This is a genomic window from Sphaerotilus sp. (assembly GCF_034519685.1).
Taxonomy (GTDB): domain Bacteria; phylum Pseudomonadota; class Gammaproteobacteria; order Burkholderiales; family Burkholderiaceae_C; genus Sphaerotilus.
This window is the reverse complement of the sequence record NZ_JAXHOF010000002.1, coordinates 335,781-357,026: the sequence shown is the minus strand read 5'-3', so window position 1 is coordinate 357,026 and position 21,246 is coordinate 335,781. Positions and strand designations below refer to the sequence as shown.

The 21,246-nt window shown below is 68.3% G+C and carries 11 protein-coding genes and 1 pseudogene; 2 read left to right on the top strand and 10 right to left on the bottom strand.

The window, feature by feature from the left end; all coding sequences use genetic code 11:
• Nucleotides 1–7 precede the first annotated feature (7 nt).
• The 4 genes from U5O44_RS02075 to U5O44_RS02060 all read right to left on the bottom strand — a co-directional run bounded on the left by U5O44_RS02075 (nt 8) and on the right by U5O44_RS02060 (nt 3,854).
• Nucleotides 8–508 (bottom strand): hypothetical protein, encoded by a 501-nt coding sequence (locus U5O44_RS02075; protein ID WP_322586803.1) that lies wholly within the window; start codon nt 506–508, stop codon nt 8–10.
• A gap of 235 nt (nt 509–743) precedes the next feature.
• The gene (locus U5O44_RS02070) at nt 744–1,580 is read right to left on the bottom strand and encodes an ABC transporter ATP-binding protein (RefSeq protein WP_322586802.1); all 837 of its coding nucleotides are present in this window, start codon (nt 1,578–1,580) and stop codon (nt 744–746) included.
• Nucleotides 1,581–1,634: 54 nt separating this feature from the next.
• Complete coding sequence (ntrB, locus tag U5O44_RS02065; RefSeq protein WP_322586801.1) at nt 1,635–2,549, bottom strand: nitrate ABC transporter permease; 915 nt, start codon at nt 2,547–2,549, stop codon at nt 1,635–1,637.
• Between the two features lie 51 nt (nt 2,550–2,600).
• Nucleotides 2,601–3,854, bottom strand: a complete 1,254-nt coding sequence (locus U5O44_RS02060; RefSeq protein ID WP_322586800.1) for a CmpA/NrtA family ABC transporter substrate-binding protein — start codon at nt 3,852–3,854, stop codon at nt 2,601–2,603.
• 390 nt (nt 3,855–4,244) lie between these two features.
• Between U5O44_RS02060 and icmF the strand changes: the two genes are divergently transcribed.
• Nucleotides 4,245–7,535 (top strand): fused isobutyryl-CoA mutase/GTPase IcmF, encoded by a 3,291-nt coding sequence (gene icmF / locus U5O44_RS02055; RefSeq protein WP_322586799.1) that lies wholly within the window; start codon nt 4,245–4,247, stop codon nt 7,533–7,535.
• A 291-nt stretch (nt 7,536–7,826) separates the two neighbouring features.
• Here the strand turns inward: icmF and U5O44_RS02050 are convergent, their stop codons facing one another.
• The 3 genes from U5O44_RS02050 to U5O44_RS02040 all read right to left on the bottom strand — a co-directional run bounded on the left by U5O44_RS02050 (nt 7,827) and on the right by U5O44_RS02040 (nt 12,798).
• Entirely contained in the window at nt 7,827–12,134 is a 4,308-nt protein-coding gene (locus tag U5O44_RS02050) for a CHAT domain-containing protein (RefSeq protein WP_322586798.1), read from the bottom strand.
• Between the two features lie 192 nt (nt 12,135–12,326).
• Entirely contained in the window at nt 12,327–12,575 is a 249-nt protein-coding gene (locus U5O44_RS02045) for a DUF2442 domain-containing protein (protein WP_322586797.1), read from the bottom strand.
• A complete protein-coding gene (locus tag U5O44_RS02040) occupies nt 12,559–12,798 on the bottom strand; it encodes a DUF4160 domain-containing protein (protein ID WP_322586796.1) in 240 nt (79 codons plus the stop codon). Before U5O44_RS02040 ends, U5O44_RS02045 begins: the two co-directional genes overlap by 17 nt.
• A 31-nt stretch (nt 12,799–12,829) precedes the next feature.
• Here U5O44_RS02040 and U5O44_RS02035 point away from each other — a divergent pair.
• A pseudogene (locus U5O44_RS02035) lies at nt 12,830–13,270 on the top strand (methylmalonyl-CoA mutase family protein); the annotation flags it as partial.
• Nucleotides 13,271–13,318: 48 nt separating this feature from the next.
• Here the strand turns inward: U5O44_RS02035 and U5O44_RS02030 are convergent.
• The 3 genes from U5O44_RS02030 to U5O44_RS02020 all read right to left on the bottom strand — a co-directional run bounded on the left by U5O44_RS02030 (nt 13,319) and on the right by U5O44_RS02020 (nt 21,227).
• Nucleotides 13,319–14,872, bottom strand: coding sequence for an ATP-binding protein (locus tag U5O44_RS02030; RefSeq protein WP_322586795.1), 1,554 nt, complete (start codon nt 14,870–14,872; stop codon nt 13,319–13,321).
• A 75-nt stretch (nt 14,873–14,947) separates the two neighbouring features.
• Nucleotides 14,948–20,485 (bottom strand): PA14 domain-containing protein, encoded by a 5,538-nt coding sequence (locus U5O44_RS02025; protein WP_322586794.1) that lies wholly within the window; start codon nt 20,483–20,485, stop codon nt 14,948–14,950.
• 79 nt (nt 20,486–20,564) lie between these two features.
• A complete protein-coding gene (locus tag U5O44_RS02020) occupies nt 20,565–21,227 on the bottom strand; it encodes an SCO family protein (RefSeq protein WP_322586793.1) in 663 nt (220 codons plus the stop codon).
• Nucleotides 21,228–21,246: the final 19 nt, after the last annotated feature.

Below are 21,246 nucleotides of genomic sequence, written 5' to 3'. Positions count from 1 at the left end.
GCGACCGTCAGCGGACCGCCAGCAGGGATTCGACGCGCTGCATCAGCTGCCGCGCCTCGACCGGCGGCCGCGAGCGGCTCAATCGAGCCTGGACCTCGGGCAGCAGGGCCTGCAATTCTGCGCGAGACCGCACACGCCGGACCCTGATCATCGTCACCATCCCGAAAACGGGGGCATTGGCGCGCAGTACCTGCAACACCGCAACCCGCGCCTGCGCCAGATCGATGTCCTGCGCATCGAGCTGCGCCAGTTCCGTGTTGCCCATCGCGCCCCCCAGGCCGATGGTGTCGCCCATCGCCCCCGGCTGCGTCGGGGCCTGGTCAGATCCGAGGGCAGCGAATTCGCTGATCGGCTGCGCCATCGGCGGTCCGATGACGATCAGACCGAGCGCGAAGAGTTCGTCGATGTAGCTGCGCGGCACGCCAACCTGGCGTCCGAGTTGCACCACCTCGTCCAGCGAACGCTCCCCGTCCACCAGCAGCAGCAGCACACGGTGGCGCCTGGACAAACGACAGTCCTGCGACGCCAGTTCGGCATGGCCGGCCGCCGTCTTGCACGGAATCCCCAAGGTCGTCCCTCGCAATCGTGGTGACGGAGTCAACCGACTCGCTGGTTCACCACGCGGGAATTGTGACGGTAAATCTTCACCTTGCGCGGTCCGTTTGAAACGCATCCGTTTCAATTCGGTACAGCAGGATACGGTCAGAGGCTGCCAGACGCCCCCAGCCGCGTGGGCTGACCGATCAGGCCGCGTCCTTTTCCACGTGCGCCTGCTTGTGGTACAGGAACTCCAGCACCGCCTCGCGCGAGCGCAGGTAATCGGGCTGGTGCGCCATCTCCAGGCGCGGGCGGAACTGCTCGCGCACCGGCGGCAGCGGCACCTGCAGCACCTCGCCGATGGTTGCCGCCGGCCCGTTGGTCAGCATCACGATGCGGTCGGACAGCAGCACGGCCTCGTCCACATCGTGCGTCACCATCATCACGGTCGAGCCGGTGGCAGCGACGATCTTCATCAGCTCGTCTTGCAGCTTGGCGCGGGTCAGCGCGTCGAGCGCACCGAAGGGCTCGTCCATCAGCAGCATCTTCGGCTCCATCGCCAGCGCCCGGGCGATGCCCACGCGCTGCTTCATGCCACCGGAGATCTCGCCGGGCCGCTTGTCCTTGGCGTGGGTCAGGCCCACCAGCTCCAGCGCCCCGAGCACCCGGTCACGCAGCTGCGCGCGGTGCTCGGTGGCGCCGAACACCCGCTCGACCGCCAGCATCACGTTGTCCGCGCAGGTCATCCACGGCAGCAGCGAGTGGTTCTGGAACACCACCGCGCGCTCCGGGCCCGGCCCCTTGAGTTCGCGGCCGTCGAGCAGCAGCACGCCCGAGGTCGGCGTCGTCAGCCCGGCCACGAGGTTCAGCAGCGTCGACTTGCCACAGCCGGAGTGGCCGATCAGCGTGATGAACTCGCCGCGGGCAACATCAAGGTGGATGTCGCGCAGCGCGACGAAGTTGCCCTTCTTGGTCGGGAAGGTCATGCCGACATTCTCGATGCGCAGGAAGCGCTCGCGGCGTTCGTCCAGGGAGGTGGTCATGGTGGCGATCCTTCGGTTCAGCGCAGGTTCAAGGTCCGACGCGGGTGTTCGATCTCAGGAATATTCGAAACGGCGAGCGATCGCGATCAGCAGCGCCTCCAGCGCCAGCCCCACCCCGCCGATCACGAAGATCGCGATCAGGATGTGGGCGACATTGAGGTTGTTCCACTCGTCCCACAGCCAGAAGCCGATGCCCTGCCCGCCGGTCAGCATCTCGGCCGCCACGATCACCAGCCACGCCGTGCCCACCGCCAGCCGCACGCCCGTCAGCATGTAGGGCAGCACCGCCGGGAACAGGATCTTGCGCATGATCGTCAGCTCGGACAGGTTCAGCACACGGGCGACGTTGAGGTAGTCCTGCGGCACCTGCCGCACGCCAACCGCCGTGTTGATGACCATCGGCCAGATCGAGCAGATGAAGATGGTCCAGATCGCCGCCGGGTTGGCGGCCTTGAACACCATCAGGCCGATCGGCAGCCAGGCCAGCGGCGACACCGGGCGCAGCAGGCTGATGATCGGCTCCAGCATCCGGTTCAGGAAGTCGAAGCGGCCGATCATGAAGCCCAGCGGAATGCCCACCAGCGCCGCCAGCCCGAAACCCACGCCCACCCGCTGCAGCGAGGACAGCACGTTCCAGCCGATGCCCTGGTCGTTGGGGCCGTTGACGTAGAACGGATCGGAGAACAGCTTGACCGCCGCGTGCCAGACCGGGATCGGGCCGGGCAGTTGCTTGTCACCGCTGTGCGCCACCGCCTGCCACACCAGCAGCAGCACGATGAAGCCCAGCACAGGCGCGGCGAACCGAGCCATCGTCTTGAGGCGCTGGGCGCGGGCCATGGCCGCTACCTGGGCCTTGAGCCGGGCCTGCGCGGCTTCATCGACCACCGGCTCTGCGGAGCCGTGGTTCGCAGGACGTGCCGTGTCGTCGGGGGCGACGCTGGCCGGCAGGGGCAGGGTCATGGCGTTCATCGAGTTCTCCTGAGGTGGATGGGGCACGGTGGCAAGCTCCAGGGCGTCCGCTCAGGCCGCCTTGATCTTGAAACTGTCGGCGTACTTCTTCGGATCCTTGCCGTCCCAGACCACACCGTCCATCAGCTTGCTGGTGCGCAGCGGATCCTTGGGGACACTGATGCCCATGGCCCCGGCAACGGACTTGTAGAGATCGATCTGGTTGATCTGCTGGGCGATGCCCAGGTAGTCGGGGTGCTGCTTGAGCAACCCCCAGCGCTTGTGCTGGGTCAGAAACCACATGCCATCGCTGAGATACGGGAAGTTCACCGCGCCGTCATTGAAGAACTTCATGTGGTTGGGATCGTCCCAGGTCTTGCCAAGGCCGTTCTGATACCGGCCGAGAATGCGCTGGTTGATGGCGTCGACGCTGGTGTTGATATAGGATTTCTGCGCGACCGTCTCCGCCATCTTCAGCTTGTTCTGCAAGCTGGCGTCGATCCATCGGCTGGCCTCCAGCACGGCCATCATCACCGCCCGGGCCGTGTTCGGGTACTTGCGCACGAACTCGGCAGTGGTGCCCAGAACCTTCTCCGGATGGTCCTTCCAGAGATCCTGGGTGGTGTTGGCCGAGATGCCGACGCCGTCCATGATGGCGCGGTGGTTCCAGGGCTCGCCCACACAGAATCCGTCCATGTTGCCGACCCGCATGTTCGCCACCATCTGTGGCGGCGGCACGGTGATGAGCTTGGCGCCCGACAGCGGGTTGATTCCGGCAGCCGCCAGCCAGTAGTGCATCCACATGGTGTGGGTGCCGGTCGGGAACGTCCCTGCGAACGTGTATTCCCGCGGTTCACGGGCCATCACCTTGGCCAGCGAGGGGCCGTCTACCGCGCCCTTGTCGGCCAGCGCCTTGGACAGCGTGATGCCCTGTCCGTTGTTGTTGATCGCCATGAGCACGGCCATGTCCTTCTTCGGACTGCCCAGGCCGATGTGAACGCCGTAGACCAGCCCATAGAGCACATGCGCCATGTCAAGTTCGCCGTTGACCAACTTGTCGCGCACACCCGCCCAGGACGATTCCTTGGTCGGGATGATCTTGACGCCGTACTTCTTGTCGAAGCCCAGCACGCTCGCCATCACCACGCTGGCACAGTCGGTCAGCGGGATGAAACCGATCTTGACCTCTTCCTTTTCCGGCTTGTCGGAGCCTGCCGCCCAGACGCCGAATGGCAATGTGCCGGCACATCCAGCCGTGGTCACCGCGGCAGCGCGCTGGATGAAGTCGCGTCGAGACGGATTTGCAGAATTCTGGGGCGTCGTCATGTGCAGTTCTCCGGGCCCCGCGGGGGCCGATTCGGGCAAAAAAAAGCGGCGTCACGATCGTTGATCCGACACACCGGTGGGGCCGGTGACGTCGGGACGATCGGACGCCGTTGTCCAAAATGTCCCACCTAGTGAGCCCCCGTGGCCGGCGACTCGCAGAAGGTAATGCAGGGACCGTGCCAGCCCGTTTCAGCCCCTGGACACCGGGTTCTGAGGGTGAACATTGATGCAGCGCACCATGAACAGGCACCGTTCCAGTGCATTGCACAGCCTTGACGCAGAAAACCCCGGGTTCTCCCCAGATGACGTTTACGTAAACGTCAATGGACAATCCACGTCCACCCCCTGCTGTCCCGAACTGCCCCGACCTGCACCGAACGGAGTTTCTCGATGACCGACCTGTCCGCCGACCACAAGGCCCTTGCCAGCTACCGCCCGACGAACAAGGTGCGCTTCGTCACCGCCGCGAGCCTGTTCGACGGCCACGACGCCGCCATCAACATCATGCGGCGCATCCTGCAGGGCATGGGCTGCGAGGTGATCCACCTCGGGCACAACCGCTCGGTGGACGAGGTGGTGACCGCCGCGCTGCAGGAAGACGTGCAGGGCATCGCAGTCAGCTCCTACCAGGGCGGCCATGTCGAATACTTCAAGTACATGGTCGAGCTGCTCAAGGCCCGTGGCGGCGCGCACATCCAGGTCTTCGGCGGCGGCGGTGGCGTGATCGTGCCGGCCGAGATCCGCGACCTGGCCAGCCACGGCGTGCGCATCTTCAGCCCCGAGGACGGCCAGCGCATGGGGCTGCAGGGCATGATCGGCGAGATGGTGATGCGCTGCGACCAGTCGCTGTCGGCCTATGCGCCCACCGCGCTCGACGCGCTGCGAGGCCACACCGAAAGCGCGTGGCGCGCGCTGGCGCAGCTCGTCACCGCGCTGGAAAACGGCCAGGCCGACGCGGCGCTGGTCGCCGCCGTGCATGACGCCGCCAAGGCGGCCAAGACGCCCGTGCTCGGCATCACCGGCACGGGCGGCGCGGGCAAGTCCAGCCTCACCGACGAGCTGATCCGCCGCGTCCGCCTCGACCAGGACGACGCGCTGCGCATCGCCGTCATCAGCATCGACCCGTCGCGGCGCAAGAGCGGCGGCGCGCTGCTCGGCGACCGCATCCGCATGAACGCCACCGGCCCGTGGTCGAACGGCCAGCGTGTCTACGTGCGCAGCCTCGCCACGCGCGACACCGGCTCGGAAGTCTCGGCCGCGCTGCCGGACGTGATCGCGGCGGCCAAGGTGGCCGGGTTCGACCTGATCGTGGTCGAGACCAGCGGCATCGGCCAGGGTGATGCGGCCATCGTGCCCTTCGTCGACGTGCCGATGTATGTGATGACGCCCGAGTTCGGCGCGGCGAGCCAGCTGGAGAAGATCGACATGCTCGACTTCGCCGAGTTCGTCGCGATCAACAAGTTCGACCGCAAGGGGGCGGCGGACGCGCTGCGCGATGTCGCCAAGCAGGTGCAGCGCAACCGCGAAGCCTTCACCGTCATGCCCGACCAGATGCCGGTGTTCGGCACCATGGCCAGCCGCTTCAACGACGACGGCGTGACGGCGCTGTACCAGGCGCTCAAGGTCCGGCTCGGCGCGCTCGGCCTGCCGCTCGGCGAAGGCCGCCTGCCACTGGTCAGCACCCGCCACAGCACGCACCAGACCCCCATCGTCCCGGCCGCCCGCACCCGCTACCTCGCCGAGATCGCCGACACCGTGCGCGGCTACAAGGCCCGCGTGCGCCAGCAGGCCACGCTCGCCCGCGAGGTCCAGCAACTGCGCGCCAGCGCCGTGATGTTCCGCCAGGCCAACCCGGCCAAGAACCGGGGCGTCGAGGCACTGACCGAGCTGGCCCAACAGCGCGAGGAGCGGCTGGATCCGGCGGCGAAGAAGCTGCTGGCGATGTGGCCCGAGATGCAGCGCGCCTACGCGGGCGACGAGTACGTCGTGAAGATCCGCGACAAGGAACTGCGCACCAACCTCATCCACACCACGCTCAGCGGCAACAAGATCCGCAAGGTCGCCCTGCCCGGCTACGAATGCCACGGCGAGCTCCTGAAGTGGCTGATGCTGGAGAACGTGCCCGGCAGCTTCCCCTACACCGCCGGCGTGTTCGCCTTCAAGCGCGAAGGCGAAGACCCGACCCGCATGTTCGCCGGCGAAGGCGATGCCTTCCGCACCAACCGCCGCTTCAAGCTGGTGTCCGAAGGCATCCCCGCCAAGCGCCTGTCCACCGCCTTCGACTCGGTCACGCTCTACGGCGCCGACCCCGATCCGCGCCCGGACATCTACGGCAAGGTCGGCAACTCGGGCGTGAGCATCGCGACGCTCGATGACCTGAAGGTACTCTATTCAGGCTTCGACCTCTGCAACCCGACGACCTCGGTGAGCATGACGATCAACGGCCCGGCGCCGAGCATCCTGGCGATGTTCATGAACGCCGCCATCGACCAGCAGTTCGACAAGTTCAAGACCGACAACCACCGCGAGCCGACCGACACCGAAGCCGCCAAGATCCGCGCCTGGGTGCTGGCGAATGTGCGCGGCACGGTGCAGGCCGACATCCTCAAGGAAGACCAGGGCCAGAACACCTGCATCTTCTCCACCGAGTTCAGCCTGAAGGTGATGGGCGACATCGCCTCGTACTTCGTCCACCACGACGTGCGCAACTTCTATTCGGTGTCGATCAGCGGCTATCACATCGCCGAAGCCGGCGCGAACCCGATCAGCCAGCTCGCCTTCACGTTGTCGAACGGCTTCACCTTCGTGGAGGCGTATCTGGCGCGCGGCATGCACATCGACGACTTCGCGCCCAACCTGTCGTTCTTCTTCTCGAACGGCATGGACCCGGAATACACCGTGCTCGGCCGCGTGGCGCGGCGCATCTGGGCGGTGGCGATGCGCGACAAGTACGGCGCCAACGAGCGCAGCCAGAAACTGAAGTACCACATCCAGACCTCCGGCCGCAGCCTGCACGCGCAGGAGATCCAGTTCAACGACATCCGCACGACGCTGCAGGCGCTGATCGCGGTGTACGACAACTGCAACTCGCTGCACACGAATGCCTTCGACGAGGCGATCACGACGCCGACCGAGGACAGCGTGCGCCGGGCGATGGCGATCCAGATGATCATCAACCGCGAGTGGGGTCTGGCCAAGAACGAGAACCCGAGCCAAGGCAGCTTCATCATCGACGAGCTGACGGAGCTGGTGGAGGAAGCCGTGCTGGCCGAGTTCGAGAAGATCGCGGATCGGGGCGGCGTGCTCGGCGCGATGGAAACCGGCTACCAGCGCAGCAAGATCCAGGAAGAGTCGATGCACTACGAGATGCTCAAGCACACCGGCGAGTACCCCATCATCGGCGTCAACACCTTCCGCAACCCGAAGGGCGACGAGATCCCGGAGACGATCGAGCTGGCGCGCTCCACCGACGACGAGAAGGCGTCGCAGCTCGCGCGGTTGAACGATTTCCACACGCGCCATGCGGCCCAGGCACCGGCGATGCTGAAGCGGCTTCAGCAGGCGGTGATCGACAACGCGAACGTGTTCGAGGTGCTGATGGACGCGGTGCGGGTGTGCTCGCTGGGGCAGATCACGTCGGCGCTGTTCGAGGTCGGCGGGCAGTATCGGCGGTCGATGTAAGGCGAGGCTAGCGAGGGAACTGGCGCCTCGGCCCTCGCTCTGGTGGCGGTCACCCCAGGCGCTCGATCAGCCACAGCACTTCAGCGGCGGTGTCATAGCTGAACTCCGGAGCCTCCGCCAAGGCCGGGTCGCGGCTGCCGGCTACGATGGCTTGCAGAGCTGGTATGAAAGGGCCCCACCAGTCTGGCTGATCTGGTGAGGCCGCCAGTTGTTGCAGGAGGGTTTGCGCCCTCGCCGAATCCCCACTTTGCAGCATCTGGCAGAGGTCATCGCACAGTCTGCCATTGCCGTCTAGTGTCGTGTCACAGCTGACTTGACGGACAGCCTGCGCGAACACATCACCGTCATGCCCGCGAAAGCGGGCACCCACGCAGGGACATGACCGTCTTTGGCGGGCGTAGATCCTCGCATTCGCGAGGATGACGGCACTTGGGGTGCGACAGTGGATCGTTGACGCAACACTAGGTTCTCCCCGCCATCGCGCCGGTAGGCCCGATACGCCTCGGTCGCCTGCAGCCGCGCCTGCTGCGCCTCGGGCAGTCGGCCGGCGTCGGTTTCGATGTCCGACAGGATGGCCCAGGTTTTCCACAGCTCGGCCGCATGGCCCAGACCCTGTTCGCAGACGATGGCCCGTTCGATCTCCTGCCGCGCCTCGTCCAGCCGCCCCAGCTTGCTCAAGGTGCTGGCGAGGTTGTTTCGCGTGCGTCCTTCATTCGCCCGGTCATCCTTGAAGCGATCCGCCGCCTGAAGGTAGAAGGCGGCAGCTTCTTCGAAACGGCCGAGTTCGTCGTAGAGATTGCCGAGCTGGCACAACGTCATCGCCTGACCGGCCTCGTTACCACGCTGAACCTCTATGGACAGTGAATGGCGGTAAGCCTCTTCAGCGGACTGCGGCTGGCCGGCCGCCTGTTGCACCATACCGATCTGGTGCCAAATCGTGGCGACGGAGCCCGGCTCACCCAGTGACTCGAAAGTTTGGCGGGCGTCTTCATACACCGCCAGCGCGTCGGTGTAATGGCGTTGCATCAAGCGCACGGTGCCGAGCTGGCCTTTGCCGACCGCCGCGCCCCGGTGGGCTTGTCGCGCTTCGTCCAACTGGATAGCGCGTCCGTAGGCCGCTGCTGCCTCGTCGAGTCGGCCCAGATTCCGCAGACAGTCGCCTGCTTCGGTGATGGAGGCCGAGGCCATGCCCTCCGCACTGCGATTGGGCCGGGCCGTTGCGACGTTTTCAAAGCGTTGCCGGGCTTCTTCCAGCAAAGGCAGCGCGGCTCCGGCCGCACCGGCAAAATTCAAAATCCGCCCGAGAAGAAAACACGCCGTCGCCCAGTCGTAGTCGGCACCCTGATAGGCCGCTTCACCCGCCGACTGGGCGCGCTGCCTCAGCGCCTGCGCGCCGTCGAATGCAGCCTGCATACGCCCCTGATCCAGAAGCTGCTCGATGCGGGTTTGTTCGGCTTGGAAGCGTGCATGGCTCCAGCCTTCACCCAGCGCCGCCTGGGCGGTGTCACGCACTGCCGCCACCCGATGCAGCAGGCGTGGCCGGCCGAGACCCTGCAGCAGTCGATGCAGGCTGGTACACAGATCGATGGTGGCTTCGGCCTGCCCGGCACGTTCGACCTCGGTCAGCAGCGCCATCAGGTTGGGCAGTTCAAGCTGTATGAGGGTGGCAGCCAGCAGGGTGTCTTGGTGGTACTGCTGCTGCAGGAGTTCCACGTATTGCAGCATCACCGCCAACCAGCGCGCCTGCCAATCGGCCAGTTGCTCGGCGCTGGCCCGGGCGTGCAGGTAGGGGCACAGCGCCGGGTTGAGGGTCAGGTGACCATAGGGGTCGGGCGTAGCCAGACCGGTGCTGACCAGCCCGGAGGCGAGGGAGCCCACATCGTCGGCTTTCCAGCCCATCATGGTTCGAGGGACATCGAGCTGCACCCCACCATGAAACACCGCCAGCACCTTCGCCTGCTCCTGCATCTCCGGCGGCAGCCGCTGCAGCGACAGCTCGACGCTGGCGTAGAGCGACTTTTCCCGCTCGCCCGGGTGATCGCGTTCCATCTGCGCCATCAGCTCGACCAGCCGGGTGCGGGTGGCGGACACACCGTCGTGACGCAGTGACGGGGCCAGCAGCGCCAACGTGCGGGCGTGGCCGTGGACGGCGTCCACCAGATCGCGGATATCGGCGGCACTGGCGTTGCGCGGGGTGGGGCCGGTGGAGGGGCTGGCGTTGACGTCAGTTTCGAGGGCGCGCTCGACCAGCCGGATGGCGTCTTCAGCCGAGAGGCGGTGCAGTTCGATGCGAGCCTGTGGGGCGTCGAACGGCGCGGGCAGCGCCTCGCGGCTGGTGAAGACGAGGCGGGTGTCGCCAATGATGCCCAGGCGGGCGCATAGCTGGAGGATGGCGTCGGCCGCGTCGGCGTTGAGGTCGGCTAGCGGATCGGGCACCGCGCCGGGCAACGGCGGGGCGGGCAGCACCGATTCCAGGTTGTCGACCACCAGCAGCACGCTGTCCTCGCGCAGCACGCGCTCGACCGGCCGGCAGGCGTCGTCGAGCGTTGCGAACGTCGCCACCGAGTAGTCCTGCCCGACCAGTTGCCGGCCGAGCACATCCAGCACCGCCCGGTCGTGGCTGTGCTGCTCGACCGACACGAACGCCGCCCGCCGCACCTGCCGCGAGCGCACGCGCCAGCGCGCGAACTCGGCCGCCAGCGCGGTCTTGCCTTCGCCGCCCTGGCCGCGCAGCACGGCGTAACGCTGTCGCTGCAGCACACGCTCCAGCCGCAGCAGCTCGCGGCTGCGGCCGATGAAGCCGGTGGCGGGTTCGGGCGGCGTGGCGTGCAGGCGGCCGTTGATGCGCGTGCGGCGGTCTTCGGCGGTCTGCTTGGTTGGTGTCTCCTTGAACAGTTGCGGATCAGCCTTGTCCTGAAACAGCACGGGCACGAACCAGTCGCGCAGCTTCAGATCGTCCTCGCCGAAGATGCGGCCTCGACAGGGGTTGGTTTCCAGCTCGCTCTGGCCGACCAGCATCGCGTCGCCGACGCGGGCGCCCTTGGCCAGCGCGCCATAGAACGCGGTGACGAAGCGCCGCGATGTCTCGACCAGCACGCTGTGGCTCATCGCCACCACCGACGCGACGCCGGTCTTCAGCATCTCGCTGGCGACCGATTCGCTGGCCTGCTCGGCCTGCGCGCTCTGGCAGGCTTCCAGGAACACCAGCGCGATGCCGTGGTCGCGCAGCAGCGGACCAAGCGTATCGGTGTAGACCGTGCGGTGGCGGCGCTCGTCAAGCTTCTCGCCGTCCTCGTCATGCTCGAAGCACAGGCCACCGAGACCGACGCGGCGGTCGTAGACGCCGTGGCCGTCGAAGTGCAGCACGTGATACGACTGCCCAACCGCCTTGGCGCGCTGCAGTTCCTGCTGCAGCGCCGAGAGCGTCGGCGTGGCCAGCAGCGTCAGGTGGACCACCTCGCCGAGTTCCTCCATCGCCCGGACCAGCGGCAGGCTGCTGGCGCGGTGGTCGATATAGCCGCAGGCCTCGTCCTCCGGCCGCGGGCTCGCCAGCAGGATGCGGATCGGCGTGGCCAGCACCGGCGGCTCGACCGCGTGCGTGTTCGGCAGGCGCCGGCGCACCCGCACCGGCCGGCCGCCCTGGAACAGGAAGCCGCGCCCGTCGTGCAGCAGCTCCCACGGCAGGCCGAGCAACAGCGTCGCGGCCTCGCGGGCGGCGAGTGCGTCGGCCTCGGGCGTGCCGTCGTCCAGTTCGGGCTCGACATGCACCGAGAAGCGCCGCGCGGCGCCGTCGCCCACCTGCGCCCAGGCCTGCAGCACGCTGGCTGCCTTGTCTGCCGGCATCGCGGCGTGGTGCAGCGCCCTGCCCCATTCGACGAGGTTGGCCTCGATTCTCTTGACGCGCTCCTCGTCGAAGCGGCTAGGCCAGACGGCGTAGGTTTCCAGATACCAGCGCAGCTCCTCGACCTCGATCGGACCGAGTGGAGCCTCGAACGTCCAGCTCTTCGGGCTGCGCACCTCGCGCTTGTCACGGTCGGCCGGCTCGTACACCAGTCGGGCGCTGCCGCGCGCGCGGCGCTTGCCGTCCGCTTCGTGGATCGACAGCCGGGACAGCTCCAGCACCAGTTCTTCCATCGGCGCGGCAGGTGGCTGGACGGTGGGCGGCGGGTCGCTCGGGTCGCGTTTTCTCAGCGCGACGAGGATGGCGTGGAGCGCGGCGTCGATGCCGCCAGCGGCGCTGCTGATCGGGATGTAAAGGGGCTTGCTTGGAAACAACTTCTCCAGCACGCCAAGCTTGCAGCCATCGACCGCCAGTGGAACAACCGGGAACTTGTCCCTGCCACGCTCGGCCTGCAACTTGAGAGCGTGAGCGACTTCTTCACCCACCCACTCGGATTGCAACCCGTTGATGCTGACGATCACCGCCAACCCGGCCGACGCACCGATGGCCGCCTCGACCTCGGGCCAGAGCGGATCGCCGCCGCGCAGCTCGCGCGAATCGATCCAGCCATCCTGACCCAGATCGGCCAGCGCCCGCCGCAGCCGGCGCACCAGATCGTCGTCCTGCGTGCTGTGCGAAATGAAGAGCTTGCCTGGCATCGTGACCCCCTGCGTCTTGTTCGACTTGACAGGTTCTCAGGATATGCCAGTTCGAGAGCCTATCTCGCGAGCCAGCTCCAGCGGTTTCAGCAGACGGTGATCGACAACGCCAACGTGTTCGAGGTGCTGATGGATGGGGTGCGGGTGTGTTCGCTGGGGCAGATCACCAGCGCGCTGTTCGAGGTGGGTGGCTCAGGCCGCCTTGGGATGCTGCCGGGTCATGTCCCCCTGCCCCGCCAGCAAACCCGCCACCGAGATGTCCTCGTCCAGCGCCTCCCAGTGCAGCCCGTAGCGGCTGAGTTGCACCTGCTCACGCTGCTGCGGCGAGGCGCTCAGCAGCCGTGGGAACCATGTCAGCGGCACCGCGATCACCCGGCCATCGGTCAGATCGACCCACAGGCTGTTGTCGTCAAAACGCACCGACTTAGGCGAAGTAGTCATTCCACGTCCTTTCGATCTGGTCTGCCTTCGTCTCGATCACCGCAGCCAGTTCGCGCAGTGTTCGTGCATCGAACCCGTCACTGTGGGCGAGGCAGACAGGCCGTACCCAGAACTTCGCTTCGGCCCCGTCACCCTGCACATGGATGTGCAGCGGCTCACGCGGATTGCCTTCGTTGGAATAAAAGAAGAAGCGGAAGTTGCGATGGCGGAAGACGACCGGCATCACACCATCATAGGTCAGAGTCCGTCCGCATCGGATGATCACCAGCCGCAAATGGGGCCTGGCGAAGAGCGAGACCCCGAACCGCGGCCGTGTCCTGGGCGCGATGGAGACCGGCTACCAGCGCAGCAAGATCCAGGAAGAGTCGATGCACTACGAGATGCTCAAGCACACCGGCGAGTACCCGATCATCGGCGTCAACACCTTCCGCAACCCCAAGGGCGACGAGATCCCGGAGACGATCGAGCTGGCGCGCTCCACCGACGACGAGAAGGCGTCGCAGCTCGCGCGGCTGAACGATTTCCACACGCGCCATGCGGCCCAGGCACCGGCGATGCTGAAGCGGCTTCAGCAGGCGGTGATCGACAACGCGAACGTGTTCGAGGTGCTGATGGACGCGGTGCGGGTGTGTTCGCTGGGGCAGATCACCAGTGCGCTGTTCGAGGTGGGCGGGCAGTATCGGCGGTCGATGTAAGGCGAGACAGATCACGTCAGCCCGGGTCCAGGCCGGGCACACCGCGGATCAGCGCAGCGTCTCGACCTCGAAGCCCACGAGGTTGCGCGCTGCTCGGCCGAACTCGATGCCGACCAGATGCACCGGCACGCCGCGGCCGCGGTACTTGTCGGCGTAGCCCTTGGCTCGGATCTGCGCCAGCGCCTGGCCGGTGGCGGTCTGCTCGACGACCTTGAACTCGAAGACGAAGACCTGCGCCGGGGCCAGCACCGTCATGTCGATGCGGCCGTGGCTGGTGGCGTCCTCGGCGCGCACGTCCAGGCCGAGCGCCGACAGGTAGCTGTAGAAGACGCTGGCCCAGTAGCCCTCGAACTGCGCCAGCGGCGTGTTGCGGTGCCAATCGTGCGGGATCGAGGCGAAGAAGGCGTGGAACTGCTCGCGCAGCTCGGCCGGGTCGCCCTCGTTGAGCGTGTGCCAGAGGCGCTGCAGGCGCGGCTCGCTGACGGCGCGGTCGCTGGCGTAGCGGCGCAGCAGGCATTCGTTCAGGCTGGTCTGGACTTCGAGGTTCGGGTACTTCAGCGTGTACGCGGTGCGGCCCCGGAAGCCGGTCACGGCGTCGATCGTCAGGTAGCCGGTCTGGAACAGCAGCGCCTCGGGGCGGATCGCGCCAACGTCGAAGCTCGACAGCAGCGCCTCGGTGGCCATCACGCGCTCCAGGTCTGGCGTGAACCAGGGCCGCTGCGCCAGCGTGTCGATCAGGAAGGTGGGCGTGCCGGTCTCGAACCAGTAGGGGCGGAACTCGCGGCCATCGAACAGCAGCAGCACGTCGAACGGGTTGTAGACGGGGGCACCACCCCAGTTGTAGCCGTTGTACCAGCGCCGGATCTCGTCGCGGTCCAACCCCGGCAGTTCCGGCGCGAACACGGTGTCGATGTCCGCGTCGGTGTAGCCGCACAGCGCGCTCCAGCGCGCATCCAGCGTGATGTCCTTGAGGTTGTTCAGCCCCGAGAACAGGCTGACCTTGCTGAACTTGGACACGCCGGTCAGCAGGATGAAGCGCAGGTGCGCGTCCTCCGCCTTCAGCACCGAATAGAGGTTGCGCAGGCCGTCGCGCATGTGGGTGGCGAGCGCGGCGTCGCCGAGGTTGTCGAGGATCGGCTTGTCGTACTCGTCGATCAGCACGACCACGCGCTCGCCGTGGCGCTCGCGGGTGCGGCGGATCAGTTCGCTGAAGCGGCCCGCCAGGGTGGTGTGCTGCAGCGTGACGCCCTGGGCCTGCGCGGCGTCGCTCAGCAGCTCGCCCAGGCGCGCGTCCAGCTCCGCCTCGCTGCGCAGCACGCCGCCGGCAAGGTCCAGGCGGATGACCGGGTGGCGCCGCGTCCAGTCCCAGCGCATCTCGGCGGCCAGGCCGGTGAACAGCGGCCGGTTGGCCTCGAACAGCTCCTTGATCGTGTCGAGCAGCAGGCTCTTACCGAAGCGGCGCGGGCGGCTGAGGAAGAAGCACCCGCCCGACTCGATCAGGTCGATCGCCTGGCCGGTCTTGTCGACGTAGTAGGCGCCGTCTTCACGCAGTTTGGCGAAGGTCTGGATGCCGATGGGGAGCGGACGGCGGGGGGTGGGCATGAAAGGCAGTGTACGCCGGGGGTGGAATCAAGCCTGAAGTGCAACATTTCTGGCTGTCGAGCACCTCCTGGCCTTTCACCGCTGATACCGACACGACTTGGCCGTCCCCCGCAACGGATCGCCGAACACCGCGTTCGTGCAGGCCACGCTGCCCGTGACGCCCGTGCGCACGGCCCACGTCGTGCCGGCGCCGTACCACACGGTGGCGGTAACCCCCGCGGGCAGCGTGCAGAGCGCGCCCTCGCGGGCACAGGTCACGGCGGTGGCAGGCGGCACGCTGCTCGGAACCGCCGACGGGTACAGATTCGACACAGGCACCGGCGCCCAGCTGCCGCCCGGGCGCAGCCAGCTCAGCTGCAGCAGCGCGCCGCCACCGAACTCCTGGAACTCCACCGTGATGGACACCCGCTGACCTGCCGCCAGCGAGATGCCGACCGAGGTGTCGACGGTAGGGGCGTGGACGGTCCAGTTGTTGATGCGCTGCACACCGTTGACCCACACGCGCACGCCGTCGTCCGACAGGGTGCGGAGCTGGTAGGTGCCGGCCTCCACCGCCTGCAGCTCGCCGGTCCAGCGCACGGAGAAGTTGTCTGCGCCGATGCCCGGCGCAGGCGCGCCGACACCCCAGTCGAACCACGGTGCCTCGGTGCGCGTGACCACCGCGTTGCCGCTCAGCGTCGCGTTGCCGAAGTAGCTGGCCCGCAGCCCGGTGCCGTTGCCCGTGCCCGTCGGCGGGCTGGCCGGCGCGGGTTCGTCGCCGCCGATCTGCTGCAGGAAGGCCACCAGGTTGCTCAGGTCGGTGCCGGCCACCGTGTTCCCCTGGTGGGCCTGCACGGCCGCCGCCAGCGTCGCGGCCGAGCCGTCGTGCAGGTAGGGCGCGCTCTGCCACACATCGCGCAGCGTGGGCACATCGAGGCCGGTCAGGGCGCCGTTCAGCCGCTGGCCGCTGGTGGGCTTGAGGGTGCCGATGTTCTTCAGCGCGGTCGCATCGCCGCTGCCGCTGAAGGCCGTGCCGCCGTGGCAACTGGCGCAGTTGGCGCTGGTGAACACCGCCTTGCCCGCGAGGGCGGCGGCGGTGAGCGAGCCGTCGGCGTTGCGGCCCGGGCTGCGGTCGAAGGTGTTCAGCGAGCCCAGATAGGCCGCCAGCGCATCCAGGTCGGCGCTCACGCCGGTCTTGCGCTCACCCAGCGGTGTGTTGCGGGTGCCGGTGTTGAACTGCGCGTCGGTCATCAGGCCGGTGCCGCCCGCAAAGGCGCGGATCTGGCCCTCGAAGTCCTGGATCTCGTCGAAGTTGGCGCTCCAGTGGACGAAGCCCTGGCCCGTGCCCGCCCGGCCCTTCAGGCTCGGCGTGTTGCGCAGGCCTTCGCCGAAGCCGGTGAAGTCCCAGGTGCGGCCATCGTGGCCCGCCTCGCTGTGGCAGCTGGCGCAGCTCATGTAGCTGTCGCGCGCCAGGCGCGGATCGCGGGCGTCGTGGAAGAACTGCTTGCCGCGCAGCACCTGCGCGCTCAGCCGCTCGGTGGCCACGCTGGCGACCGTGGCCGCCACCGGCACCCGCAGCTCGCCCTGGTTCAGCAGCGGGCTCAGGTCCAGCACGCTGACGCTGCGGTCCATGAAGTTCTGCACGTACAGCCGCGTGCCGTCGGCCGAGACCGCCACCGCTTGCGGCGCACGGCCCACGTCCACCTTCAGCAGCTCGCGGCCCCGCACCGGGTCGAGGATGGCCAGCTGCCGGCTGGTCTCCAGCGCCACGAACAGGTAGGCGCCGCTCGGGTGGTAGACCGCCGCCGAGGCGAGGCTGGAATTGTCATGGTCGACCCGCAGCGCCAGGTCTTCGGCCGAGTTGACCAGGTCGATGCGCGAGCTGATGGCCCGCACCGTGTTCTGGAAGTTCAGCGGCTGGCCGTTGCGCAGCGTGCCGCGCTGGATGTTGTCCTGCTTGGACGGCACCCAGGCGCTGCGCCCGTCGGGCGAGATCACGGCGGCGCCCAGGTAGTTCGGAATGCCCGCGCCCTGGATCTCGTTGTCGATCTTGTCGCTGTGGCGCAGCGTGACCGTGCGGCTGAGCGTCATCGGGCCGGCGGCCACCAGCAGCAGCTCGCCGCCGGCGGTGGCGGTGTTGACCACCGCCGTGCCCTCGCCCGGCAGCGGCGGCGTGATGAAGCGTGACACCAGCGCGGTCGCCCCGTCGCCGCTGAGGCTCAGATGGCGGATGTTGGGGCCGAGGTCGAGGCTGGCCTGCGTGGCACCGCTGACCGGGTCGAGCTTGAGCAGGCGCCCCAGGCCTTCCAGCACCACGAACGCGCTGCCCCCGGGGGCAAAGACCAGCCCGTGCGGTCGCGACGCGGCCGGCAGATTCACCGTCTGCACCACGGCCAGGGTCGACGGGCTGACGATGCTGATGCTGGCGGCGTCCTTGTTGCTCACCCAGATCCGGCCATCGCCCGCCACCGCCACCGCGCGCGGCGAGCGCCCCACCGCCACCTCGGCCACCCGGGCGTTGGTCGCGGTATCGACCACGCTGACGGAGTCGTTGTCAGGATTGACCCCCCACAGGCGCGGCGACGCCCCCGCGCGGCTTTCCACAGCCAGGGCGGACGAGGCACCAGGCCGACCCGCGGTGGTGCTCGTGCCGCGCACAGCTTGCAGGACGCTGCGGGTGGCGGTGCTGCCGTCGGCCGCGCGGGCCGTCAGCGTGACGCCATAGACGCCCGGGCTGGCGAACACCTTGGTGGTGGAGGCGGTGGCCGAGAACGCGGTGGCGGGGCTGCCGTCGCCGAAGTTCCAACTGTAGGTGAGGCCGGCGGTGGCGGCGACGGTGTAGGTCGCGGTGCCGCCGGCAGCGATCAGCGGGGCATTGACCGCGGGCACCACGATCGGGCCCGACGGCGGAGGGGTGACCGGCGTGTTGTCGGCGGCGTACAGCGCCGCCACGTCCGCGTCGGAGAGCGCGGCCCCGAAGGCCTTGACCTGGTCCAGCGCACCGGCGAGCCAGTCGTTCGGCGCGCCGAACTTGCCGCGCCCGATGTTCAGCGTGCCATTGGCCGCCCACCCGCCAGCGTAGGCGGTGGTGGCCTCCAGGCGGCCGTTGACGTAGAGCTTCATCGTGCCCGCGGCCTTGTCGCGCACGCCTACCACGTAGTACCACTGGCCCGCCACCGGGGTGGTGGTGCCGACGGCTCGGAAGGGCGCACTGGTGGTGGTGTCGGCATCGTGCATCGAGAGCAGGAACTTGCGGCCCACGAACTCGCTGTACTGCAGCCAGAAGCCGCTGATGGCCGCGCCGTCCTGGTTGACCATCGTGCGCCAGCCGGTGAGCGCGTCCAGCCGCACCCAGGTCGCCACCGAGAAGCTGCCCGCGGTGTCCAGCACGGCCGCAGCGGTGGAGCCGCTGGCGTTCGCGCCGTTGAACTGCACGGCCTGGCCGACCTTGCCGACGACCGACGTGGTGCCGGACAGCGTGATGGGCCGGTTGTTGCCGGAGCTGTCCGCAGCGGTGTTGCCGGAGAGGATGTCGAAGCTCCAGGCGCCGCGCGCGCCGTTGGGCGTCCCGGGGGGCACAGGCGTCGTGGTGGACGTCACCTCGTAGCGACAGGCCTTGACGGTGCCCACCGCCGGATCGCCGAAGGTGGCCACATCGCAGGCCGGCGCGCCCGTCACGCCGGTGCGCGACACCCAGCGCGTGTCGGCGCCGAACCACACGGTGGCGGTGCTGCCGGCCGGCAGGGTGCAGGTCTGGCCCTCGGCGCTGCAGGCCGTGGCGGTGGCGGGCGGCGTCGGGCCGGCGGGCGGCGGCGCGGGCGGTGTGCCTCCGCCAGTGCCGGTGTCCGGCGGCAGGTAGGCGCTGGTCGTGGCGGGCGGCGGCGCGACATTGGCGCCCACCGCGATGATGGTGCCGCGCGAAGGCACGCCTGCGGCGTCGACCGCAACCACCTGGTAGTAGCCCGGCGGCGCCAGATTGGCGTTCGGCACCGTGGCGGTGATGCGGAAGTTGTCCTGCGTGTAGCTCAGCGGAATGCGCCGCTGGCCCGAGTTGAACGAGTGCGTGCCCATGCTCAGGCCGATCAGCGCGACCTCCGACATGGCCGCATTGCCCGACAGGTCGAACTGCAGCTGCGCGCCGTGGGCGTGCTTCAGGCCGCTGATGCCGACGAGGCGCGGACGCGGCGCGAGCTGGGCCGCGCCGTTGACCGTGCGGAACAGGTACGGGGGATAGAAGACATCGGCGGTGAGCTGGACCGGGCCCGGGTTGCCGCCGCCGGAGACCAGCACCGTGCCATTGGGCAGCAGGGCCGACTGCGAGTGGTAGCCGCGGAAGACGGTGGAGCTGGCCTGCGTGGTCCAGGTGTTGGTCGCCGGATTCCAGAGTTCGCCGGCATAGACGCCCAGGGCCGGGTCGTTGTTGGCGCGGATTTCGCCGCCGGTGGCCAGCACCTTGCCGTCCGGCAGCACGATCAGGTTGGCGAAGACGCGGGCATTGGCCATCCGGGCCATCTCGGTCATCACCGCACCGCCGCCGTTCAGGTCGATCGAGGTGGCCATGCGGCTGCCCCAGAAGCCGGCGCCGTTGTGGTACGCATTGCCGCCCACGGCCAGCACCTTGCCGGGCGCGTACATCACGCCGGACATGGTGGGGCCGACGTTGGGCGCGGTGTCGTTCAGCGCGCCGGCCTGCGGCGGTGTCTTGTAGGCACCGGCGATCGTGATCGCGCCGTTGCCGCCGCCGGCATTGGCGTCGACGTAGTACATCTGGTCGGTGGCGATGCCGAACACCCGGCCGTCGGGCGCCAGCCAGACCTTGGGCAGCGAGGCGCGCAGGAAGTCCGGCCCGAAGGCGGTGCGGCTCTGCGCCCCGAACAATGTGCGCCAGGCCCCGTTCTCGTAGATCTCCGGCGTCATCGCCGACTCGCCGCGCGTCAAGGCGCCGGCCACATCGTTGTACTGGCCTTCGGTGTAGGGGTTGATGCCGCCCAGCACCATCACCCGGCCGTCGGCCATGGTGACCATGGCGGCGTACCAGCGCTGATCGGCGGTGTTCGCGCCACGCGAGAAGGAGTTGGTGGCCGGCGCGTAGAGCTGGTTGCCGATGCCGCCGCTGGCATTGCCGCCGGTGATCATCAACTGGCCATCCGCGGTCAAGGCCGACGGGGCGCAGAAGCTGTCCTGGCGGTTCGGATCGGTCGAGGTCTGGTGGGCCGCCGCGTTGAACAGGCCCAGGTTCGGATCCCAGAGATCGAAGGTGCGGCCGTTCTGGGCATTGCCATCGGGCGTGGTGCCCCATGTCAGCACCTTGCCACTGGGCAGCACCGCCTGGTGCAAGCCGAGCATCGGCCACCGCCCCACCGCCGACCACATGCCGCGGGCGGGCGCGTCGGCCGGGATGGCCAGGTTCTGCATCAGCGCGTCGCCGGGCTCCGTGACGGCCACCCAGCCCGCCGGATTGAGGGCTGCGGCCAGAGCACGGGCCCGGTCGCCGCTGGCGGCGGCCGGCGTGGCCGGCGAGTGGCCCTCGCCATCGCTGTTGCACCCGGCCACCAGCAGGGCCAGCGTCACCGCCAAGGCCGAGGCGGTGCGGGTGAACCGCCCCGCGTGTTGCGCGACGCGCAGCTTGTTCATGTGGGCATCCCTCATGCGACTCTTCCTGAGATTCCGGGACTTACGGAAATGGCGGGTGGGCGGGTCTACGCGGGCGGGTCTACGACTTCGGCGCCTGGAGCAGCGCGTCCAGCGCGCCGATCTCGCGCACCAGCCGGTTCACATCAGGGGGCGACCCGTTGTAGCGAATGCGCAAGCTCCCCTGCGGGTCCAGCAGCCACAGCGCCGTGCTGTGGTCATCGGGCTTGCGCACGTCCTTCTCGGGGCGGTAGAGGCGCAGCGCATCGCTGATGCGCTCGATGTCCTGCGGGCGGCCGGTGACGAAGGCCCAGCCCGACAAGTCGACCTCCATGTACCGGGCAAAGCGCTTCAGCGCCTGCGGCGTGTCGCCCAGCGGATCCAGCGAGACCGACAGCAGCCGCACGCGGCTGCGCAGCGCAGGCGACAACTGGCGCTGCACCTCGGCGAGGGCCCGCGTCTGCAGCGGACAGACGGTCGAGCAGCCCGTGAAGATGAAGTTGACCAGCACGATGTGCCCGTCGAGACGCGCGGCGTCGAAGGGCCGACCGTCCTGGTCGATCAGCCGGGCACCCTGGAAGTTGGAATAGAAGCTGCCGACCGGGCGGCTGTCGGCGGGCGGTTTCGCGGCCGCCGGCCCAGACCACACCGCCACACCGATCAGCGCCATGGCCAGCCACATCCGCAAGGCGTCGCAGGCTGCGATCCAGTGAAGGCCCGAAGGGAATGGGAAGGATCGGATCATTGGCTGGCCGATGTTTACA

Bases quoted from the DNA above. Each gene is read 5' to 3' on its own strand.
- U5O44_RS02020 (WP_322586793.1), bottom strand. From the start codon at position 21,227: ATGATCCGATCCTTCCCATTCCCTTCGGGCCTTCACTGGATCGCAGCC.
- U5O44_RS02050 (WP_322586798.1), bottom strand. From the start codon at position 12,134: ATGCCAGGCAAGCTCTTCATTTCGCACAGCACGCAGGACGACGATCTG.
- U5O44_RS02045 (WP_322586797.1), bottom strand. From the start codon at position 12,575: ATGACTACTTCGCCTAAGTCGGTGCGTTTTGACGACAACAGCCTGTGG.
- icmF (WP_322586799.1), top strand. From the start codon at position 4,245: ATGACCGACCTGTCCGCCGACCACAAGGCCCTTGCCAGCTACCGCCCG.
- U5O44_RS02040 (WP_322586796.1), bottom strand. From the start codon at position 12,798: ATGCCGGTCGTCTTCCGCCATCGCAACTTCCGCTTCTTCTTTTATTCC.
- U5O44_RS02070 (WP_322586802.1), bottom strand. From the start codon at position 1,580: ATGACCACCTCCCTGGACGAACGCCGCGAGCGCTTCCTGCGCATCGAG.
- U5O44_RS02030 (WP_322586795.1), bottom strand. From the start codon at position 14,872: ATGCCCACCCCCCGCCGTCCGCTCCCCATCGGCATCCAGACCTTCGCC.
- ntrB (WP_322586801.1), bottom strand. From the start codon at position 2,549: ATGAACGCCATGACCCTGCCCCTGCCGGCCAGCGTCGCCCCCGACGAC.
- U5O44_RS02060 (WP_322586800.1), bottom strand. From the start codon at position 3,854: ATGACGACGCCCCAGAATTCTGCAAATCCGTCTCGACGCGACTTCATC.
- U5O44_RS02025 (WP_322586794.1), bottom strand. From the start codon at position 20,485: ATGAACAAGCTGCGCGTCGCGCAACACGCGGGGCGGTTCACCCGCACC.